Origin of the sequence: Citrobacter cronae, assembly GCF_016893685.1 — a bacterium.
Lineage (GTDB): Bacteria > Pseudomonadota > Gammaproteobacteria > Enterobacterales > Enterobacteriaceae > Citrobacter > Citrobacter werkmanii.
The window spans coordinates 4,946,742-4,965,628 of the sequence record NZ_CP069763.1 but is presented as its reverse complement, the minus strand read 5'-3'; the positions used below and the strand labels follow the sequence as shown (position 1 = coordinate 4,965,628).

Below are 18,887 nucleotides of genomic sequence, written 5' to 3'. Positions count from 1 at the left end.
TGCCGTTACTGCCCACGGCTCAGCGTTAATCCCACATCGCCGCCGGGATGCACCGCCAGCAGCGTCTCCTTTGAGTAGCCGCTTTCACTCATCAGACAGGCGCAGGCGGCGTCAAAGATAGCCAGAACCAGCAGAATTGAGGTCGTCGCCAGCATGTTCAGCGGGTCGGCCTCACGCTGTACGCCGGTGGAAATCACCAGCCTCGACGCTTTAGCGATGGCTGAATCGGCGTTTTCCGTCACGCTCAGGATCGGCACATTTCTCGCCGCCAGCCCAGGCAGCAGCCGGGTAAGTTCATCCGAATTGCCACCGCGCGACAGCATAATAACCAGGTCGTCGGCGCGTAAAAAACCCAGATCGCCGTGCGCCGCATCGGTGGCATTGAGATAAATCGCCGGGCGCTCCACGCAGGCGAGCATATGCGCGACTTTACGCGCCGCAATGCCGGAGGTACCGACGCCGGTAACGACGATTTTCCCCTGGCATCCGCGCAGTTCCGCCATCAGCGACTGCCAGACCGGCTCAGTCAGATGCTGTCCCAGTCCCGCAAGGGCATCGCTGTAGATCTGGAATACGCCGGTGGCTTGAGACCATGAATTACTCATGCCTCCTCCTGCATCAACTGGCGATATTTCATATGATCCTGATACATCTCGTGGAATACCCGATATTTGCGATCGTAGTACTGCTTAATACGGTTGGTTTGCGGGGTGACCGTTTTACCAATCCGGCTCATCGCCGACATCGCTTCCGGGAAGGAGTCAAAAACGCCTGCGGCGATGGTTCCCATCATGGCGCCGCCCAGCAGCATGGCTTCACTCTCTTCCGGCAATAGCATCGCGCAGCCAGTGGCGTTGGCATGCTCCTGAACGAAGATCGGGTTTTTCGTGCCGCCGCCGCTGGCCATAATCGTATCGATGGTGTAGCCGCTTTGATTCATCGTTTCAATAATATGCCGGGTACCGAGGGCAATGGCCTGGATGGTCGCCAGATACTGTCGCGCCATATCTTCCGGCGTGCGCGACAGCTTAAGTCCGGTGATTGCACCCGTAAGCGTTGGGTTGGCGCGCGGCGAGCGGTTGCCGTGGAAATAGGGCAGGATATGCATATCGCGGGTCAGGAAGGCGATATCTTCCGGCTCACCGGCCATTTTACGCAGCAACGCATTCAGCACTTCATAAATGGTCTGCCCTTGGGACTTAGCCTGCGCCAGTAGGGTGTCGTAGCACGGATGCGACTGAATTACGTGGTCGATTAACGCCCCCGTAGCCGACTGTCCGCCTTCGTTGAGCCAGTATTCCGGTAACACGGCAGAGTAGTAAGGCCCCCAGACGCCGCCGATAAAACGCGGCTCTTTGGAAATCGCCATGTGTCCGGTGGAGGTACCGCCAATCAGTGCGATACGACGGTCGAAATCCGGCACCTCGCCAGAAACGCCGCTGGCGCCGAGCGTGCCGAGCGTACCGGCGTGGGCATCAATAATTGATACGCTGACCGCGGTGCCGGGGATGAGTCCCATTTCGCTGGCGGCGCGCGCTGACAGCCCATGGCCGAGCGGTTCGCCCATGGTCTTCACGTAACGGCCAATTTTGGCGGCATCGTGCTCCAGCAAATCTTCCAGCCCAATCTGGCGGAAATAGCTGGCATCCCATTTATCTTCATGACCCATATAGGTCCATTTACACACCGTCGAGCACAATGAGCGCGTGTCATCGCCCGTTGCCCGCCAGGTGAGGAAATCAGGCAGGTCAAAGTAGTAACCGGCGTTAGCCCAGGTATTGGGCATATGCTGCTTCAGCCACAGCAGTTTTGGCGTTTGCATTTCCGGGGAGATAATACCGCCCACATAGTCCAGCACCCGATGATGCAGGGCGTTAATGCGATCGGCCTGAGTAATGGCGCGGTGGTCCATCCATACAATAATGTTCTGTTCACTACGCCCGGAAGGGCTGATGGTCAGCGGGTTGCCTTCTTTATCCAGCACCACCAATGAACAGGTGGCGTCGAAGCCCAGACCTTTCACCTGGATAGGATTGATATCCGACTGGTTAATCGCATCGCGTACCGCGTTACACACAGCCTGCCAGATGTTATCGGAAGACTGCTCAACAAAATCGGCCTGCGGACGGTAAATTTCGATGGTCCGACTGGCCTGACCGACCATTCTGCCGTTGAGATCAAACACGCCAGCGCGGGCGCTTCCGGTTCCGACATCCACACCAATAAAGTAACTTGCCATAATTTTTTCTCCTGAAATCAGGCTTTACGATTCTGTAATGCGATAAAGAGGATCAGCACCGCGCCCCACAGCGCCATCGTCAGATAGCTGCTGACCCCCAGCAAGTTAAGGCCGCTTTCCAGCATTTGCAGCACAATCAGCGCCAGTACCAGGCCGATAATGCGTCCGAAGCCGCCGTCCGGATTGATACCGCCGAGCACGGAGGCAAGGATGGTGACCAGCAGGTAGGATTCACCGTATCCGGCTTTTGCCGAGTTGAATTTCGCCATCATCAGAATGGCGGCGACCCAGCCGAGCAGGGCAGAAATAACGTACACCGAAATTTGTACCCGTACGGTATTCACACCGCTGTAGCGGGTAGCCTGCTCATTGGAACCGACGAGATACAGGCTGCGCCCAAGCGTGGTGTGCTCCAGCAGCACCCACAGCAGGATTGCCACGAGGAAAAAGAGCAGCAGTGCCACCGGAATACCGGCAATCGTCGCGTTACCAAGGTATTGAATGGCGGTCGGGAAGCCGGAAATCACCGTCCCGTTGGAGAGCAAAATATTCAGCCCGGAGATCAGCGTCATCGTGCCGAGGGTGGCGAGAATAGGCGAGACGCCGACCCAGGCAATTAAAGCGCCGTTGAGCGTGCCGATAGCCACCGCCACCGCTGCGCCTGCAATCAACGCCAGCGCCAGAAACAGCGGGTTATCCGGGTGGGTGACGATAATCGCCGCCATCACCAGCGAGCAGGCGTTCGCACCGGCAATAATCGACAGGTTAATGCCGCCGGTCAGCATGGTCATACCCATCCCGAGGGCCAGCATGCCGAGGATTGGCAACTGCGAGCCGATCGACTGGAAGTTAGCGACGCTGAAAAAACGGCTGCCGAGCAGGGCCGAGAAGACCAGGGCGACGACCACAATAATGACGCATTGCAGACGAATGATGGCATCACCGGGTAAAAATCTGGCGATTGTTTTCATCTCAAAGCTCCCTTGCCAGTTTACGTTTTTCGTTCCAGGCCGTGGCGCTAATGCTGACCAGGATAATGGCGCCGCTGAACACGGTGTGCCAGTAAGAGGAGACGCTCAGCAGCGTCAGACCATTTTGCAAGAACGCCAGCAGCACAACACCCAGTAGCGTTCCGGTTAACGTACCGCGCCCGCCGCTCATGCTGGTGCCGCCGAGCACGACCGCCGCCAGCACCGTTAACTCAAAGCCGAGCAGGGAATTGGGGGCAACAGACTGGGTGATTTGCGCCTGAACCACGGCGGCAACGCCTGCCAGAATGCCCATATAGCCATAGACGTAGAAATGCAGCTTCAGCAAATTCAGCCCCAGGCGCGAGGCCGCGTCGCGGTTGCCGCCCATGGCGTAAACCTGACGGCCAAGACGGGTATAGTTCATCAGCACGGCGGTAAAGATGATCACCGCCGCCAGGCACAGCAGGGGCAGGGTTAAACCGTAGTCGTAGCCGTCTGTCGCGGTGAACGACAACCAGTTGATACCGTTCATAAACCAGTCCGGGAAGCCGTACAGCCAGGTACCCTTGGTGGCATAAACCAGCAGGCCGTAGTAGACGTTTAGCGTGGCGATGGTAATGATGATCGCCGGAACGCGCAGCCAGTACACCAGGAAGCCATTAATCAGCCCAAGCAGCAGACCTACCGCCATTGCGATGGTTAAAGCCAATATGAAGTTGCCGCCGTGAGCGATCACCCAACTGGCCATCGCATACTGGGCAATCGCGGTCATCGCCGGAAATGAGATGTCGATCCCGCCGGAAATCAGCACCACAAACAGCCCGCAGGCGAGAATGCCGAGAATCGCGTAACTGGTGGCGACATCTGTGAGATTGCCCAGCGACAGGAACTCATCGGTACTGACGCTCAGCCCGACGGCGAGCGCCACGACCAGCAGGCCCAGCCAGAATTCATGTTGCCCGATTAAACGGGAGAGACGCAGACTATTCATTGATTACCTCGACCACTTCAGCAATCTCCTCTTCACGGCAGTGATGAGGATTAAATTCCGCCACCAGTTTGCCGCGGCGCATCACCAGCACACGATGGCTGTTGTAATACGCTTCCGGGATTTCATCGCAAATCATTAGTACCGCCATTCCCTGTTCCGCCAGATCGCGGGCTATCTGGTAAATCCCCTCTTTGTTGGCGATATCCACGCCGACGGTAGGGGAGTCGAGGATCAGGATGCGCGGATGGGTTGCCACCCATTTGGCAATGGCAATGCGTTGGGCATTACCGCCGGAGAGCGTTTTGACCGGCAGATGCGGATCGGAGACTTTAATGTTCAACTCACGGATCAAATCGGCGACCAGCTTTTGCGCTTTACGATGATCGAGCAGACCGCTGCCGGTATGCAGTTGGTCAAACACCGTGACGATGGTGTTGTCATAGATCGACTGCTCCATGATCAACCCCTGCGTCAGGCGATCTTCTGAGACATAGCCGATCCCGTGTTTGATGGCGTCATGGTTATTGCGCAGAGTAACCGGCTGACCGTTAATGCGCATTTCGCCGCTTTCCGGATGGGTCATGCCGAACAAACTGAGGCAAAGCTCGGTGCGACCGGCACCCAGCAGACCGACAATGGAGACAATCTCACCGCTATGTAGCGATAAATTGATGTTCTGGTATTTCCCCCGGCGGCTGAGGTTGCGTAGCTCGAGCAGCGGCTCTTGCTCAATAGCGGGTCTTTCCGGCAGCGGGCTGTAGTGGAAGCGTTGTCCGGTCATCAGGAAGGCCAGTTCGTGACTGTCGAGTTCGCTGGCTGGGTATGTTCCCACCAGTTTGCCGTCGCGCATCACGCTGATACGGTCAGCCACTTCCATCACTTCATCCAGACGGTGGCTGACAAACACCACGCAAATCCCGGCCGCTTTCAGTTCGTTGACGACCCGCAGCAGACCATTGACCTCCTGGCGGGTTAACGAAGCGGTGGGTTCATCCATAATCACCAGACGCGCATCGGCGGCAATAGCGCGGCAAATAGCGACCAGTTGCCGGTCGGCAATCGACAGTTTTTCGACTTTTTTATCGGGATCGATGTTCACGCCGATGCGTTTCATGGCGGCCAGCGCCTGCTGTTTCATCGCGCCACGGCGTACCCAGATATCGCCACCGGGCAGATAGCGGTTGACCGCGATATTTTCAGCGACGCTAAAGTTAGGGAATAACGACAGGTCCTGATAAATAACCTGAATACCATAATGGGAAGAAAGCTGCGGCGTCAGGTGATGGAATAATTTACCATCGAGTAAAATCTGCGCGCCTTTTTCCGGATGATACACCCCAGAGATCACTTTAATAATGGTGCTTTTACCACAGCCGTTTTGACCCGCCAGACAGTGAACTTCGCCTTTTCTCAGCGTCAGATTCACGTTATCCAGCGCCAGCACGCCCGGGAATTGTTTGCTGATATTCTCAAGAGTGATAAATGCGGTGGTGTCTGTCATGGACAATACCCCTGCGCACGTCCGCATGGACGCTAAGTGTTAGTTTGGTTGATAGCGCCGACCAGACGGTCGGCGTTAAGGTTCCCTGGTGTCGGCTAAAGCCTTAGAAACCGAGTGATTGTGCGTTGTCTTTGGTGACTTCGAGGATCTTGTTAAAGCGGATCACTTTCTTCTCCGTGTCGATATCGGCTTTCCCTAAACCATCAATACTCAAATCGGCGTTCACTTCTTTACCCTGCAACAGTTGATCGGCCACCGTTACCAGCGCGTATCCCGCGTCTTTTGGATCCCACAGCAGCGCTTTTTTGATATCGCCGCGCATCAGGTACGGCGCAGCCTGTGCTGGCATGGCGATCCCGACGACGGCGATTTTATCTTTGGCGCGTTTTTTCTGCACCGCCTGACCCGCACCGATTGGACCCAGCGAGCCGAAGCCGATAATGCCCTTCATCTGCGGATAGGTTTTCATCAGGTCCAGCGTGGTGGCGTAGGATTTATCGATGCTTTCCGCGACCGGCAGACGTGAAGTGACCTCGAACATTTCGGGATATTTTTCTTTTTGGTACTTAATCGCAAAATCGGCCCACGCGTTATGCAACGGTACCGTCAGCGAACCGACATAGATGGCATAACCCCCTTTACCGCCCATACTTTTCGCTAATTCATCGACGTTAGCCTGCGCATATTTTTCACTGTCGATGGTTTCAATATCCCATTGACCAATCTGCTCGTCCGGGGATTCGTGCGTCAGCACCACGATGCCTTTATCGCGCGCTTTTTTCAGCACCGGCTCAAGGACCTTGGCATCATTCGGCACCACGATGATCGCGTTAACGTTTTTGGCGATCAGATCCTCAATGACTTTCACCTGTTGAGCCGGATCCGGCGTGGAAGGCCCGGTCTGGTAAGCATTCACATCCAGTTTTTTTGCTGCTTCATTAACGCCGGTTTCCATCCGGTTAAACCACGGAATCCCGGTGACTTTGGCAACCACAGCAATTTCATATTTTTCCGCCGCAAAGGACGTGCCGGACAACATGCATGCAGAAACCAGGGTTGCACTGAGTAATGCGAGTTTGAATTTCATAGTTGTACCTTTCGTAGGGGGCAGGACATGTCACGGGGTGAAGTTAACTACGAATGGAAGAGGGAATGAATCATAAGTTCTGTGAATGTGATCTATGTCCGTTATTGTAAATTTAAAGAAAAATATTGGTTAAATATTGGTTAAATTCATGGGATTTTATATCCATACCAGCAAAATTATTGTTAATAAATAATTAAAATAAAACTTTTAATTAACAATTTATTATCATTTTGCATAAGTTGTGGCGACGAAAAGGGATTCAGACGGGTGTTGCTGGAGAAAGAATTGTCGAAATTGAGAACTGAATCGATATCGGAAAAGGGGGCTCAACATTTTTTCGTTCAATGTTATCCTCAGCACTCTTTCGCCAAACACACCATTATTTCTGGCGGCCTGGATTTTTATCGTGGAGAAGTCATGCAGCGTGTTAAGCACATCATTGTAACGTTGTTTCTTGCTGTCCTGTCCTTTGGCGCAGGTGCGCATCCCCACAGCTTTATCCATTTGAAAACCGAGATAGTGAGCGAGAATAATCAGTTCGTGGCGCTGAAAATGCGCTGGACGATGGATGAAATCACCTCGGCAGATCTGCTTTACGATGCGGGGAATGCTAAACCTGGCTCGGAGATCTGGAAAAAACTGGCGGCGGAAGTGATGGCGAATGTGCTTGGGCAGCATTATTTCACTGAAGTGTGGCATGAAGGGCAAAAGGTAAAGTTTAAAAACAGGCCGACGGAATACGGCATGGAACGTGAGGAACATCAGGCGGTGCTGACGTTCGTTCTACCCTTAGCTGAACCACAGCCGCTGAGTGGTCAAAAATATACCATTTCAACCTTCGATCCGACCTACTATGTGGACATGAGCTATGACCAGGATAGCGATGCCCGGCTGTCGCAGGCGATCAGCCAGCAATGCCGTATTTCAGTACACACCCCGACGCCGAATGAACAAACGCTGATCTTTGCGCAGTCGCTGGATAAAGAAGACGCCCCGCCGGAGGATATGGAGTTGGGTAAACAGTTCGCACAAACGGTAACGCTGCAATGTCAGTAGTTTATCAACCACGACCCACCGGACGTCGCTGGCTCACGCTGTGGCCGCTGGCGCTATTTTTGCTGCTGGCGGCAGGCGGCATACTGTGGCTATGGCTGGCCTGGCCGCAGGTGATGATGAAAAGCATCGTCTGGCAGCGCGAAGTAAACCAACAGATGAGCGGATTGTTGAAAGCGGTTGCTGCCAGTCCGACCCAGGCAGGGGGATCGCTGCTACTGTTTAGTTTTCTCTACGGCGTTCTGCATGCGCTGGGGCCGGGACATGGAAAAGTGGTGATTACTACCTGGCTTGCGACGCACCCGTCAAAACTCAAATCCAGTATCGGCCTGACGCTGGCGTCGTCTTTATTACAAGGACTGGTCGCGATTGGTCTGGTCGTTATCGTGCTCACCGTCTTGCAGTTGCCTGCGCGGCAACTGCATATGAGCAGCTTCTGGCTGGAGAGAGGGAGCTATGTGCTGGTGGGCGTGTTAGGCCTGCTGCTGTGCTGGCGGGCGCTGAAAAAACTGCGCTTATTGCTAAAGCGGCCAACGTTTACCGCCTTCACGCCGCGCCATGTGCATCACGACGGCTGTGGCTGCGGGCATCAGCATCTGCCGAACCCTGAACAGGTGCAAAGCGGTGATGACTGGCGCGCCCGGCTGATGATTATTCTGTCTATGGGGATGCGCCCATGCTCCGGGGCCATCATGGTGCTGCTGTTCAGCAAAGTGATTGGCGTCTTTAGCTGGGGCATGGCGTCGGCGCTGGCCATGGCGGCGGGCACCTCTTTGACGATTACGTCACTGGCTTTATTGGTACACAGTTTCCGCACGCTGGCGGTGAGACTTAGCGGGCATAAAGCGCCGGTGCTGTGGCGACAGATTGGCTGGACGACGCTGGCGTTAGCCGGGGGCACGGTATTAATTGCGGCAGCGGTGGTGATGTGGATGAGCGCGGTGCCGGTGGGGCGAGGGATAAGACCGTTTTAGCACTGTTGTAGGATGAATGCCTGATGGCGCTTCGCTTATCAGGCCTACGGGGAACTTCCCTGGTAGGCCGGATCAGGCGCTAGCCGCCATCCGGCATCAAACGATTAGCGCTTCAGCGCGTCGCTCAGTTCGTCACGCATGTTAGCCAGCATGGCTTTCACTACGCGCGGGTTACCTGCAACGATGTTGCCGGTCGCCATGTAGTTATGGCCGCCGGTGAAGTCGCACACCAGGGCGCCAGCTTCACGCGCTATCAGCTCGCCTGCGGCGAAATCCCACGGGCGCAGACCAATTTCGAAATAACCGTCAACGCGGGCTGCGGCAACGTAGGCCAGATCCAGCGCGGCAGAACCGGTACGGCGGAAGTCAGCGCATTCGGTAAACATGTTGCCAAGGATTTTCATGTAAGAAGCGGCGTGTTGTTTCGCTTTGAACGGGAAGCCGGTGGCAATGATGGTGCCGTCCAGATCGCGAGCCGTGCTGCCACGCAGACGGTAACCGTTAAGCTGCGCGCCCTGACCGCGGGTTGCGGTGAACAGTTCATTACGCATTGGATCGTAAACAACGGCAACCTCAGTACGGCCTTTAATGCGTACTGCGATAGATACCGCGAAGTGCGGCAGGCGTTTTACGAAGTTGGTGGTGCCATCCAGTGGATCGATAACCCATTGAACATCCAAATCTTCACCAACATGTTCACCGCTTTCTTCGGTGATGATGGTGTGCTGTGGGTAAGATTTGCGAATCGTTTCGATAATAATCGCTTCGGCGGCTTTATCGACGTTAGTCACGAAATCATTGCTGCCTTTCTGGCTGGTTTCTACAGAGTCTGGGGTTTCGTAGTGTTTGGCAATTACATTACCCGCCTTGCGCGCTGCGCGCACGGCGATGGTCAGCATCGGATGCATCGGTCTCTCTCACTGGATGTTAAAGAACGGGAAAACGGCGCAGAGTATAGCAGCGAGTTCGGAATATGTCTTCGTTTTATGATAATATGCCCGAATAATCTTTAGCCGAAGAAATACAATGCTGCAAAATATTCGAATTGTGCTGGTGGAAACCTCTCACACTGGCAACATGGGCTCTGTGGCCCGCGCAATGAAAACCATGGGTTTAACCAATCTGTGGCTGGTTAATCCACTGGTCAAACCGGACTCGCAGGCCATCGCCCTGGCGGCAGGCGCCAGCGATGTGATCGGCAGCGCGCAGATCGTCGATACCCTCGATGAAGCGCTGGCGGGTTGTAGTCTGGTAGTAGGCACCAGCGCGCGTTCCCGTACGTTGCCGTGGCCGATGCTGGACCCGCGCGAATGCGGCTTAAAAAGCGTGTCTGAAGCGGCGAATACGCCGGTGGCGCTGGTATTTGGTCGTGAACGCGTTGGCCTGACCAACGAAGAACTGCAAAAATGCCATTATCACGTCGCCATTGCTGCGAACCCGGAATACAGTTCGCTCAACCTGGCGATGGCGGTGCAGGTTATCTCTTATGAAGTCCGCATGGCCTGGCTGGCGACGCAGGAAGGTGATAAGAGCGTCGAATACGAAGAAGCTGAGTATCCGCTGGTGGATGATTTAGAGCGTTTTTACGGTCATCTGGAACAAACGCTGCTGTCGACCGGGTTTATTCGCGAAGGCCATCCGGGACAAGTGATGAACAAGCTGCGCCGTCTGTTTACGCGTGCGCGTCCTGAGAGTCAGGAGCTGAATATCCTGCGCGGGATTCTGGCATCTATCGAACAGCAGAATAAAGGCAAGTAAGCGAAACGCCTCCTGCAAGTGAAAACGGCACTGAAGGTTAAATACCTGACTAAATTAGTCAAGTAAATAGTTGACTGATTTAGTCGGGAATGTCAGACTTGCCCCTGCTATGCAATACCCCCATTTTACAATAAAAAACCCCGGGCAGGGGCGAGTTTGAGGCTAAGTAAGACATGAGACTGACATCAAAAGGGCGTTATGCCGTGACCGCAATGTTGGACGTTGCGCTCAACTCAGAAACGGGCCCGGTACCGTTGGCTGATATTTCTGAACGTCAGGGAATTTCCCTGTCATATCTGGAGCAGCTGTTTTCCCGTTTGCGTAAAAACGGTCTGGTTTCAAGCGTACGTGGACCAGGCGGCGGGTATCTGCTGGGTAAAGATGCCGGCAGCATCGCAGTAGGTGAAGTCATTAGCGCTGTCGACGAGTCTGTAGATGCGACCCGTTGCCAGGGCAAAGGCGGTTGTCAGGGCGGCGATAAATGCCTGACCCATGCGCTGTGGCGCGATCTGAGCGATCGTCTGACCGGGTTCCTCAACAACATTACGTTGGGCGAACTGGTGAATAATCAGGAAGTCCTGGATGTGTCTGGTCGCCAGCACACGCATGACGCTCCACGCACTAATCGTGCTCAAGACGCGATCGACGTTAAGTTACGCGCATAATAAAAGTATTTTAGAATCAGGCCGGGGTGTTAAATGCCCCGTTAACTCGGTCGTACATCCAGCCGGTTGCCTGGTTCCTTGCATTGAAGCGATGTACGGAGTTTATAGAGCAATGAAATTACCGATCTATCTCGATTACTCCGCAACCACGCCGGTGGACCCGCGTGTTGCCGAGAAAATGATGCAGTGTCTGACCCTGGACGGAAACTTTGGTAACCCAGCTTCCCGTTCACACCGTTTTGGCTGGCATGCTGAAGAGGCGGTAGATATCGCCCGTAATCAGATCGCTGAGCTGGTCGGTGCCGATCCGCGTGAAATCGTCTTTACCTCCGGTGCGACGGAATCCGATAACCTGGCGATTAAAGGTGCAGCCAACTTTTATCAGAAAAAAGGCAAGCACATCATCACCAGCAAAACCGAACACAAAGCCGTGCTGGATACCTGCCGTCAGCTGGAGCGCGAAGGGTTTGAAGTCACTTACCTCGCCCCACAGCGTAACGGTATTATCGATCTGAAAGAACTTGAAGCGGCAATGCGTGACGACACTATCCTCGTGTCCATCATGCACGTGAACAACGAAATCGGCGTGGTGCAGGATATCGCGACTATCGGTGAAATGTGCCGTGCGCGCGGCATCATCTATCACGTTGACGCCACTCAGAGCGTGGGCAAACTGCCTATCGACCTGAGCCAACTGAAAGTTGACCTGATGTCCTTCTCCGGCCACAAAATCTATGGTCCGAAAGGTATCGGCGCGCTGTACGTGCGTCGTAAACCGCGTATTCGTATCGAAGCGCAGATGCACGGCGGCGGTCACGAGCGCGGCATGCGTTCCGGTACTTTGCCTGTCCACCAGATCGTTGGCATGGGTGAAGCGTACCGTATCGCGAAAGAAGAGATGGAAACCGAGATGGCGCGTCTGCGCAGTCTGCGTAACCGTCTGTGGAACGGCGTGAAGGACATGGAAGAAGTGTACCTGAACGGCGATCTCGAACAGGGCGCGCCGAACATTCTCAACGTCAGCTTCAACTTTGTTGAAGGCGAGTCGCTGATTATGGCGCTGAAAGACCTGGCGGTATCCTCCGGTTCTGCATGTACTTCAGCAAGCCTGGAGCCATCCTATGTGCTGCGCGCGCTGGGTATGACCGACGAGCTGGCACACAGCTCAATTCGTTTCTCTTTAGGTCGTTTCACTACCGAAGAAGAGATTGACTATGCCATCAATCTGGTTCGCAACTCCATTGGCCGTCTGCGCGACCTTTCTCCGCTGTGGGAAATGTTCAAACAGGGCGTGGACTTGAACAGTATTGAATGGTCACATCACTAATTCGGCACCAATAAGGAGAATTCAACATGGCTTACAGCGAAAAAGTTATCGATCACTATGAGAATCCACGTAACGTGGGCTCTTTTGACAACAGCGACGAGAACGTGGGTAGCGGCATGGTCGGCGCACCGGCCTGTGGCGACGTGATGAAGTTGCAGATCAAAGTCAACAATGAGGGTATCATTGAAGACGCGCGTTTCAAGACTTACGGCTGCGGTTCCGCCATTGCCTCCAGCTCTCTGGTTACCGAATGGGTAAAAGGGAAATCGCTGGACGAAGCACAGGCGATTAAAAACACCGATATCGCCGACGAGCTTGAACTGCCACCGGTGAAAATTCACTGCTCTATCCTGGCTGAAGACGCGATTAAAGCCGCGATTGCGGATTACAAAAGCAAACGTGAAGCAAAATAATTAAGAGTTGAGGTTTTATTATGTCGATTACCTTAAGCGACAGTGCAGCAGCGCGTGTAAATACCTTCCTGGCGAACCGCGGTAAGGGGTTTGGCCTGCGTCTGGGCGTGAGAACCTCCGGCTGCTCAGGTATGGCCTATGTACTGGAATTTGTTGACGAGCCGGCGGCTGAAGATACCGTGTTTGAAGACAAAGGCGTTAAAGTTGTGGTCGACGGTAAGAGCCTGCAATTTCTCGACGGTACGCAGTTAGACTTCGTCAAAGAAGGTCTGAACGAAGGGTTTAAGTTCACTAACCCGAACGTGAAAGACGAATGTGGATGCGGCGAAAGCTTCCACGTATAACGCGCTCACCGATAACCCCACACGCATGATTTTACGTGTGGGGTTTGTTCTAACAGGCTACCCCTGAGATAGTTATGGATTACTTCACTCTCTTCGGATTACCCGCTCAATATCCTATTGATCTCCAGGCCCTGACGATCCGTTTTCAGGATCTCCAACGTCAGTATCATCCTGATAAATTCGCCAGCGGTTCTCAGGCGGAACAACTTGCTGCGGTTTCGCAGTCCGCCACTATCAACCAGGCCTGGCAAACGCTGCGTCATCCCTTGATGCGCGCCGAATACTTATTGTCTTTACACGGTTTTGATATTCGCAATGAGCAGCACACGGTGCGTGATACCGCGTTCCTGATGGAGCAACTGGAACTGCGAGAAGAGCTTGACGAGATCGGGCAGACGAAAGACGAATCGCGACTGGAAAGTTTTATCCAGCGCGTGAAAAAAATGTTTGAAAGTCGCCATCAACTGATGGTTGAACAGCTGGATAACGAGATGTGGGACGCGGCGGCGGATACCGTGCGTAAGCTGCGTTTTCTCGATAAACTGCGAAGCAGTGCAGAACAACTCGAAGAAAAACTGCTCGATTTTTAATTTCCGGAAGCGAAAATGGCCTTATTACAAATTAGTGAGCCTGGTCTGAGCGCCGCGCCGCACCAGCGTCGTCTGGCGGTAGGTATCGATTTAGGCACTACCAACTCCCTGGTTGCAACCGTACGCAGCGGCCAGGCCGAAACGCTGGCAGACCATGAGGGTCGCCACCTGTTGCCGTCAGTGGTTCACTATCAGCCGCAGGGCTACTCTGTCGGTTACGATGCCCGCGCCAATGCCGCGCTTGACCCGACCAATACCGTGAGTTCGGTAAAACGCATGATGGGCCGCTCTCTGGCGGATATCCAGGTGCGCTATCCGCATCAGCCTTATACGTTTCAGGCCAGTGAAAACGGCCTGCCGATGATTGAAACCGCTGCCGGTTTACTTAATCCGGTGCGCGTATCTGCTGACATTTTGAAAGCGCTGGCCGCGCGGGCAACCGAATCGCTGTCCGGTGAACTGGACGGCGTCGTGATCACCGTTCCGGCATATTTTGACGATGCACAGCGTCAGGGAACCAAAGACGCCGCGCGCCTGGCTGGTCTGCACGTATTACGTCTGCTGAATGAGCCGACCGCTGCGGCGATCGCTTATGGCCTGGACTCCGGTCAGGAAGGCGTGATCGCAGTCTATGACCTTGGCGGCGGTACCTTTGATATTTCTATTCTGCGCCTGAGCCGCGGCGTGTTCGAAGTGCTGGCGACCGGCGGTGATTCCGCGCTCGGCGGCGATGATTTTGACCATCTGCTCGCCGATTACATTCGCGAGCAGGCGGGGGTTGCCGATCGCAGCGACAACCGCGTACAGCGTGAACTGTTGGATGCCGCCATTGCGGCGAAAATTGCACTCAGCGACGCCGATTCTGTAACGGTTAACGTGGCGGGATGGCAGGGTGAAATCACCCGTGAAACCTTCAATGAACTTATTTCCGCACTGGTTAAGCGTACGCTGCTGGCCTGCCGTCGCGCGCTGAAAGATGCGGGCGTTGAGCCGCAAGATGTGTTGGAAGTGGTGATGGTCGGTGGTTCAACCCGCGTGCCGCTGGTACGTGAACGCGTTGGTGAGTTTTTTGGCCGTACGCCGCTGACCTCTATCGACCCGGATAAAGTGGTCGCTATCGGCGCGGCAATCCAGGCGGATATTCTGGTCGGGAATAAACCAGACAGCGAAATGCTGCTGCTGGACGTCATTCCGCTGTCCCTGGGCCTTGAAACCATGGGCGGTCTGGTGGAGAAAGTGATCCCGCGTAACACCACTATCCCGGTGGCGCGTGCGCAGGACTTTACCACCTTTAAAGACGGCCAGACCGCGATGTCCATCCACGTGATGCAAGGCGAGCGTGAGCTGGTGCAGGACTGTCGTTCACTGGCGCGCTTTGCGCTGCGCGGTATTCCTGCGCTGCCAGCAGGCGGCGCGCATATCCGTGTGACCTTTCAGGTGGATGCCGATGGGCTGCTGAGCGTCACCGCTATGGAGAAATCCACCGGCGTTGAGTCCTCCATTCAGGTCAAACCGTCCTATGGTCTGACCGACGGTGAAATCGCCTCCATGATTCAGGATTCGATGAGTTTTGCCGAGCAGGACGTCAAAGCCCGTATGCTGGCAGAACAGAAAGTCGAAGCGGCACGTGTACTGGAAAGCTTATCCGGTGCGCTGAACGCTGATGCCGCGCTGTTAAGCGCCGCAGAGCGTCAGGCTATCGACACCGCCGCCGCGCACTTGAGCGAGGTTGCGCAGGGTGACGATGTTGACGCGATAGAACAAGCCATTAAAAACGTAGACAAACAAACCCAGGAATTCGCCGCTCGCCGCATGGACAAATCCGTCCGTAGCGCGCTGAAAGGCCATTCCGTGGACGAGGTTTAATATGCCAAAGATTGTTATTTTGCCTCATCAGGATCTCTGTCCTGATGGCGCAGTTCTGGAAGCTGAGACCGGCGAAACCATTCTCGACGTTGCCCTGCGTAACGGTATCGAGATTGAACATGCCTGTGAAAAATCCTGTGCCTGCACGACCTGCCACTGCATTGTACGTGAAGGTTTCGATTCTTTGCCGGAAAGCACGGAAGAAGAAGACGACATGCTGGATAAAGCCTGGGGCCTGGAGCCGGAGAGCCGTTTAAGCTGTCAGGCGCGGGTAACCGAGGACGATTTAGTGGTCGAAATCCCACGTTACACAATCAATCATGCACGTGAGCATTAACAGAGGGTAGTATGGGACTGAAGTGGACCGATAGCCGTGAAATCGGTGAAGCGCTGTACGACGCCTTCCCCGATCTCGATCCCAAGACCGTTCGTTTCACCGATCTGCACCAATGGATCTGTGACCTGGAAGAGTTCGATGATGATCCACAGGCATCGAACGAAAAAATCCTTGAGGCCATTTTACTGGTCTGGCTGGACGAAGCCGAATAAGTCAACGGGCTGCCCACGGGTGGCCCGTTTTCCTGTATGCGCGAAAATAAGGATAAATAAAATGACAGAAGCCATGAAAATTACGCTTTCCACGCAACCTGCCGATGCCCGCTGGGGTGAAAAGGCAACATACAGCATTAATAATGAAGGCATTACCCTGCACCTGAACGGAAAAGATGACCTCGGCCTTATCCAGCGCGCCGCGCGTAAAATCGATGGCCTGGGTATTAAACATGTGCAACTGGACGGTGAAGGCTGGGATACCGAACGCAGCTGGGCTTTCTGGCAGGGTTATAAAGGACCGAAAGGCAGTCGCAAAGTTGAGTGGGCTACCCTTGACGAAGCACAGCGCAAAGAGCTGGATAACCGTCTGAAGATTATTGACTGGGTGCGCGATACCATTAATGCCCCGGCGGAAGAACTGGGCCCGGAACAACTGGCGCAGCGCGCGGTCGACCTGCTGTGCTCTGTTGCCTGCGATAACGTCTCTTACCGCATCACCAAAGGCGAAGATCTGCGTGAGCAGAACTACATGGGGCTGCATACCGTGGGGCGCGGTTCTGAGCGTCCTCCGGTGCTGCTGGCGCTGGACTACAACCCGACTGGCGACAAAGAAGCCCCGGTTTACGCCTGTTTGGTTGGCAAAGGCATTACTTTTGACTCCGGCGGTTACAGCATCAAGCAAAGCGCATTTATGGACTCAATGAAGTCCGATATGGGCGGTGCGGCAACGGTTACCGGCGCGCTGGCGTTTGCCATCACCCGTGGTCTGAACAAGCGTGTGAAGCTGTACCTGTGCTGCGCGGATAACCTGATCAGCGGCAACGCCTTTAAGCTGGGCGATATTATTCACTATCGCAACGGCAAAAAAGTGGAAGTGATGAATACCGATGCGGAAGGACGCCTGGTGCTGGCGGATGGTCTGATCGACGCCAGCGCGCAAAAACCGGAGCTGATTATTGATGCAGCTACGCTGACCGGCGCCGCGAAAACCGCCCTGGGTAACGATTATCACGCGTTGTTCAGTTTTGACGACAAGCTGGCTGCCCGTCTGCTGGCAAGCGCGGCACAAGAAAACGAGCCGTTCTGGCGTCTGCCGTTGGCTGAGTTCCACCGTAGTCAACTGCCGTCTAACTTTGCCGAGCTGAATAACACCGGCAGTGCGGCCTATCCGGCGGGTGCGAGCACTGCAGCAGGCTTCCTGTCTCATTTTGTGGAAAACTACCAGCAAGGCTGGCTGCACATCGACTGCTCTGCAACTTATCGCAAAGCGCCAGTTGAGCAGTGGTCTGCGGGCGCAACCGGTCTGGGTGTGCGCGCTATCGCGAATCTGCTGACCGCATAATTCATGACTGTATTGCCGGATGGCGCTACGCTTATCCGGCCTACATGTATTCATCCAATTTGTGATCCTTATGTCCGAAACAAAAAATGAATTAGAAACGTTGCTGGAACAAGCGGCGACAGAGCCTGCGCATCGACCGGCATTTTTCCGTACTTTACTTGAATCCACCGTCTGGGTGCCGGGTACTGCTGCAGAAGGCGAGGCGGTGGTTGAAGACAGCGCCCTCGACCTTCAGCACTGGGAAAAAGAAGACGGCACAACCGTGATCCCGTTCTTTACTTCCCTTGAGGCTCTGCAGCAGGCGGTTGAAGATGAGCAAGCATTTGTCGTCATGCCGGTGCGTACGTTATTTGAAATGACGCTCGGCGAAACGCTGTTTCTCAACGCGAAGTTGCCGACCGGCAAAGAGTTTATGCCGCGTGAAATCAGTCTGCTGATCGGTGATGAGGGGAGTCCGCTTAGCACCCAGGAAGTACTGGAAGGCGGCGAATCGCTGATCCTCTCTGAAGTCGCTGAACCGCCAGCGCAGATGATCGACTCGCTGACCACGCTGTTTAAAACCATCAAGCCGGTAAAACGCGCGTTTCTCTGCTCAATCAAAGAAAGTGCGGAAGCTCAGCCAAACCTGTTGATCGGGATTGAAGCTGACGGTGATATTGAAGAGATCATCCACGCTGCGGGCAGCGTCGCGACCGACACATTGCCGGGCGATGAACCGATTGATATTTGCCAGGTGAAGAAAGGCGAGAAGGGTGTCAGCCACTTTATCATCGAGCATATCGCACCGTTCTACGAACGCCGCTGGGGCGGCTTCCTGCGCGACTTTAAACAGAACCGGATTATCTGAGTGAAGGAAAGCCGCCCCGAAGGGCGGCTACCAGGCTTACTTGCCCTGGGTGCTGAGCGTCACGCGTGCAGAATTACCTGAGTAACTCTGCTCCCCGTGAAGACACAACGCGCCAGAAACAACAAGCACGATACAGAAGTATCGTATCTTCATTGCGCGGTCCATGCGAAGACCGCATCACGACAGCACCACTGGCGATAATGCCGTGATAGCAAGCACTGTGGTGTGCTCGCGTTTACGGCCATGGGACATCCTTTCCTGAAGCCAGTGCCCGTTTGCGAGACGGCGAAAAGGGCCGGTCAGGATAATACATCAATTGTTGAATAGTTTTCGAGCTAATTAACTTGACTTTAGCTCCCTTAAAAGG

At 54.6% G+C, this 18,887-nt stretch carries 21 protein-coding genes; 13 read left to right on the top strand and 8 right to left on the bottom strand.

Annotation, left to right across the window (positions count from 1 at the left end; all coding sequences use genetic code 11):
* Nucleotides 1–5 precede the first annotated feature (5 nt).
* The 6 genes from JSN25_RS21495 to JSN25_RS21470 form a co-directional block, all read right to left on the bottom strand.
* The gene (locus tag JSN25_RS21495) at nucleotides 6–605 is read right to left on the bottom strand and encodes a KpsF/GutQ family sugar-phosphate isomerase (RefSeq protein ID WP_137347043.1); all 600 of its coding nucleotides are present in this window, start codon (nucleotides 603–605) and stop codon (nucleotides 6–8) included.
* Nucleotides 602–2,239 carry an FGGY-family carbohydrate kinase gene (locus tag JSN25_RS21490; protein ID WP_085049317.1) on the bottom strand — a complete coding sequence of 546 codons (1,638 nt, stop codon included), beginning with the start codon at nucleotides 2,237–2,239 and terminating at the stop codon, nucleotides 602–604. The genes JSN25_RS21495 and JSN25_RS21490 overlap by 4 nt, the downstream gene beginning before the upstream one ends.
* Before the next feature lie 17 nt (nucleotides 2,240–2,256).
* Nucleotides 2,257–3,210: an ABC transporter permease gene (locus JSN25_RS21485; RefSeq protein ID WP_038642644.1), complete on the bottom strand. Its 954-nt coding sequence runs from the start codon at nucleotides 3,208–3,210 to the stop codon at nucleotides 2,257–2,259.
* A 1-nt stretch (nucleotide 3,211) separates the two neighbouring features.
* Nucleotides 3,212–4,201, bottom strand: a complete 990-nt coding sequence (locus JSN25_RS21480) for an ABC transporter permease (RefSeq protein ID WP_038642642.1) — start codon at nucleotides 4,199–4,201, stop codon at nucleotides 3,212–3,214.
* Nucleotides 4,194–5,702 carry a sugar ABC transporter ATP-binding protein gene (locus JSN25_RS21475; protein WP_069324450.1) on the bottom strand — a complete coding sequence of 503 codons (1,509 nt, stop codon included), beginning with the start codon at nucleotides 5,700–5,702 and terminating at the stop codon, nucleotides 4,194–4,196. The genes JSN25_RS21480 and JSN25_RS21475 overlap by 8 nt, the downstream gene beginning before the upstream one ends.
* Before the next feature lie 103 nt (nucleotides 5,703–5,805).
* Nucleotides 5,806–6,789: an autoinducer 2 ABC transporter substrate-binding protein gene (locus JSN25_RS21470; protein ID WP_038642638.1), complete on the bottom strand. Its 984-nt coding sequence runs from the start codon at nucleotides 6,787–6,789 to the stop codon at nucleotides 5,806–5,808.
* Nucleotides 6,790–7,206: 417 nt separating this feature from the next.
* On the opposite strand from JSN25_RS21470, the gene JSN25_RS21465 reads away from it, so the two are divergent.
* Both JSN25_RS21465 and JSN25_RS21460 read left to right on the top strand, forming a co-directional pair.
* The gene (locus JSN25_RS21465) at nucleotides 7,207–7,845 is read left to right on the top strand and encodes a DUF1007 family protein (RefSeq protein ID WP_069324451.1); all 639 of its coding nucleotides are present in this window, start codon (nucleotides 7,207–7,209) and stop codon (nucleotides 7,843–7,845) included.
* Nucleotides 7,836–8,816: a nickel/cobalt transporter gene (locus JSN25_RS21460; protein ID WP_159121859.1), complete on the top strand. Its 981-nt coding sequence runs from the start codon at nucleotides 7,836–7,838 to the stop codon at nucleotides 8,814–8,816. Before JSN25_RS21465 ends, JSN25_RS21460 begins: the two co-directional genes overlap by 10 nt.
* Before the next feature lie 104 nt (nucleotides 8,817–8,920).
* Here JSN25_RS21460 and suhB read toward each other — a convergent pair whose 3' ends face one another.
* Nucleotides 8,921–9,724 (bottom strand): inositol-1-monophosphatase, encoded by an 804-nt coding sequence (suhB, locus tag JSN25_RS21455; protein ID WP_003835237.1) that lies wholly within the window; start codon nucleotides 9,722–9,724, stop codon nucleotides 8,921–8,923.
* 118 nt (nucleotides 9,725–9,842) lie between these two features.
* Here suhB and trmJ point away from each other — a divergent pair, with 118 nt between their 5' ends.
* The 11 genes from trmJ (at nucleotide 9,843) to sseB (ending at nucleotide 18,520) form a co-directional block, all read left to right on the top strand.
* The gene (gene trmJ / locus JSN25_RS21450; RefSeq protein WP_069324453.1) at nucleotides 9,843–10,574 is read left to right on the top strand and encodes a tRNA (cytosine(32)/uridine(32)-2'-O)-methyltransferase TrmJ; all 732 of its coding nucleotides are present in this window, start codon (nucleotides 9,843–9,845) and stop codon (nucleotides 10,572–10,574) included.
* A gap of 173 nt (nucleotides 10,575–10,747) precedes the next feature.
* Complete coding sequence (gene iscR, locus JSN25_RS21445) at nucleotides 10,748–11,239, top strand: Fe-S cluster assembly transcriptional regulator IscR (RefSeq protein ID WP_003037674.1); 492 nt, start codon at nucleotides 10,748–10,750, stop codon at nucleotides 11,237–11,239.
* A gap of 112 nt (nucleotides 11,240–11,351) precedes the next feature.
* Nucleotides 11,352–12,566, top strand: a complete 1,215-nt coding sequence (gene iscS / locus JSN25_RS21440) for a cysteine desulfurase (protein WP_032939471.1) — start codon at nucleotides 11,352–11,354, stop codon at nucleotides 12,564–12,566.
* A gap of 26 nt (nucleotides 12,567–12,592) precedes the next feature.
* Entirely contained in the window at nucleotides 12,593–12,979 is a 387-nt protein-coding gene (gene iscU / locus JSN25_RS21435; protein WP_002913991.1) for a Fe-S cluster assembly scaffold IscU, read from the top strand.
* Nucleotides 12,980–12,999: 20 nt separating this feature from the next.
* Nucleotides 13,000–13,323 carry an iron-sulfur cluster assembly protein IscA gene (gene iscA, locus JSN25_RS21430; RefSeq protein ID WP_003037681.1) on the top strand — a complete coding sequence of 108 codons (324 nt, stop codon included), beginning with the start codon at nucleotides 13,000–13,002 and terminating at the stop codon, nucleotides 13,321–13,323.
* 74 nt (nucleotides 13,324–13,397) lie between these two features.
* Nucleotides 13,398–13,913: a co-chaperone HscB gene (hscB, locus tag JSN25_RS21425; RefSeq protein WP_137347046.1), complete on the top strand. Its 516-nt coding sequence runs from the start codon at nucleotides 13,398–13,400 to the stop codon at nucleotides 13,911–13,913.
* A 15-nt stretch (nucleotides 13,914–13,928) separates the two neighbouring features.
* Complete coding sequence (gene hscA, locus JSN25_RS21420; RefSeq protein WP_137347047.1) at nucleotides 13,929–15,779, top strand: Fe-S protein assembly chaperone HscA; 1,851 nt, start codon at nucleotides 13,929–13,931, stop codon at nucleotides 15,777–15,779.
* A 1-nt stretch (nucleotide 15,780) separates the two neighbouring features.
* Nucleotides 15,781–16,116 carry an ISC system 2Fe-2S type ferredoxin gene (gene fdx / locus JSN25_RS21415; RefSeq protein ID WP_003037690.1) on the top strand — a complete coding sequence of 112 codons (336 nt, stop codon included), beginning with the start codon at nucleotides 15,781–15,783 and terminating at the stop codon, nucleotides 16,114–16,116.
* A gap of 11 nt (nucleotides 16,117–16,127) precedes the next feature.
* Nucleotides 16,128–16,328: a Fe-S cluster assembly protein IscX gene (gene iscX / locus JSN25_RS21410; protein WP_003037694.1), complete on the top strand. Its 201-nt coding sequence runs from the start codon at nucleotides 16,128–16,130 to the stop codon at nucleotides 16,326–16,328.
* Between the two features lie 61 nt (nucleotides 16,329–16,389).
* Complete coding sequence (gene pepB, locus JSN25_RS21405; RefSeq protein ID WP_204525338.1) at nucleotides 16,390–17,673, top strand: aminopeptidase PepB; 1,284 nt, start codon at nucleotides 16,390–16,392, stop codon at nucleotides 17,671–17,673.
* A 70-nt stretch (nucleotides 17,674–17,743) separates the two neighbouring features.
* On the top strand, nucleotides 17,744–18,520 hold the full coding sequence (sseB, locus tag JSN25_RS21400) for an enhanced serine sensitivity protein SseB (protein ID WP_204525337.1): 777 nt from the start codon (nucleotides 17,744–17,746) through the stop codon (nucleotides 18,518–18,520).
* A 36-nt stretch (nucleotides 18,521–18,556) separates the two neighbouring features.
* Here sseB and timP read toward each other — a convergent pair whose 3' ends face one another.
* A complete protein-coding gene (gene timP / locus JSN25_RS22345) occupies nucleotides 18,557–18,673 on the bottom strand; it encodes a small toxic inner membrane protein TimP (protein WP_253299609.1) in 117 nt (38 codons plus the stop codon).
* Nucleotides 18,674–18,887: the final 214 nt, after the last annotated feature.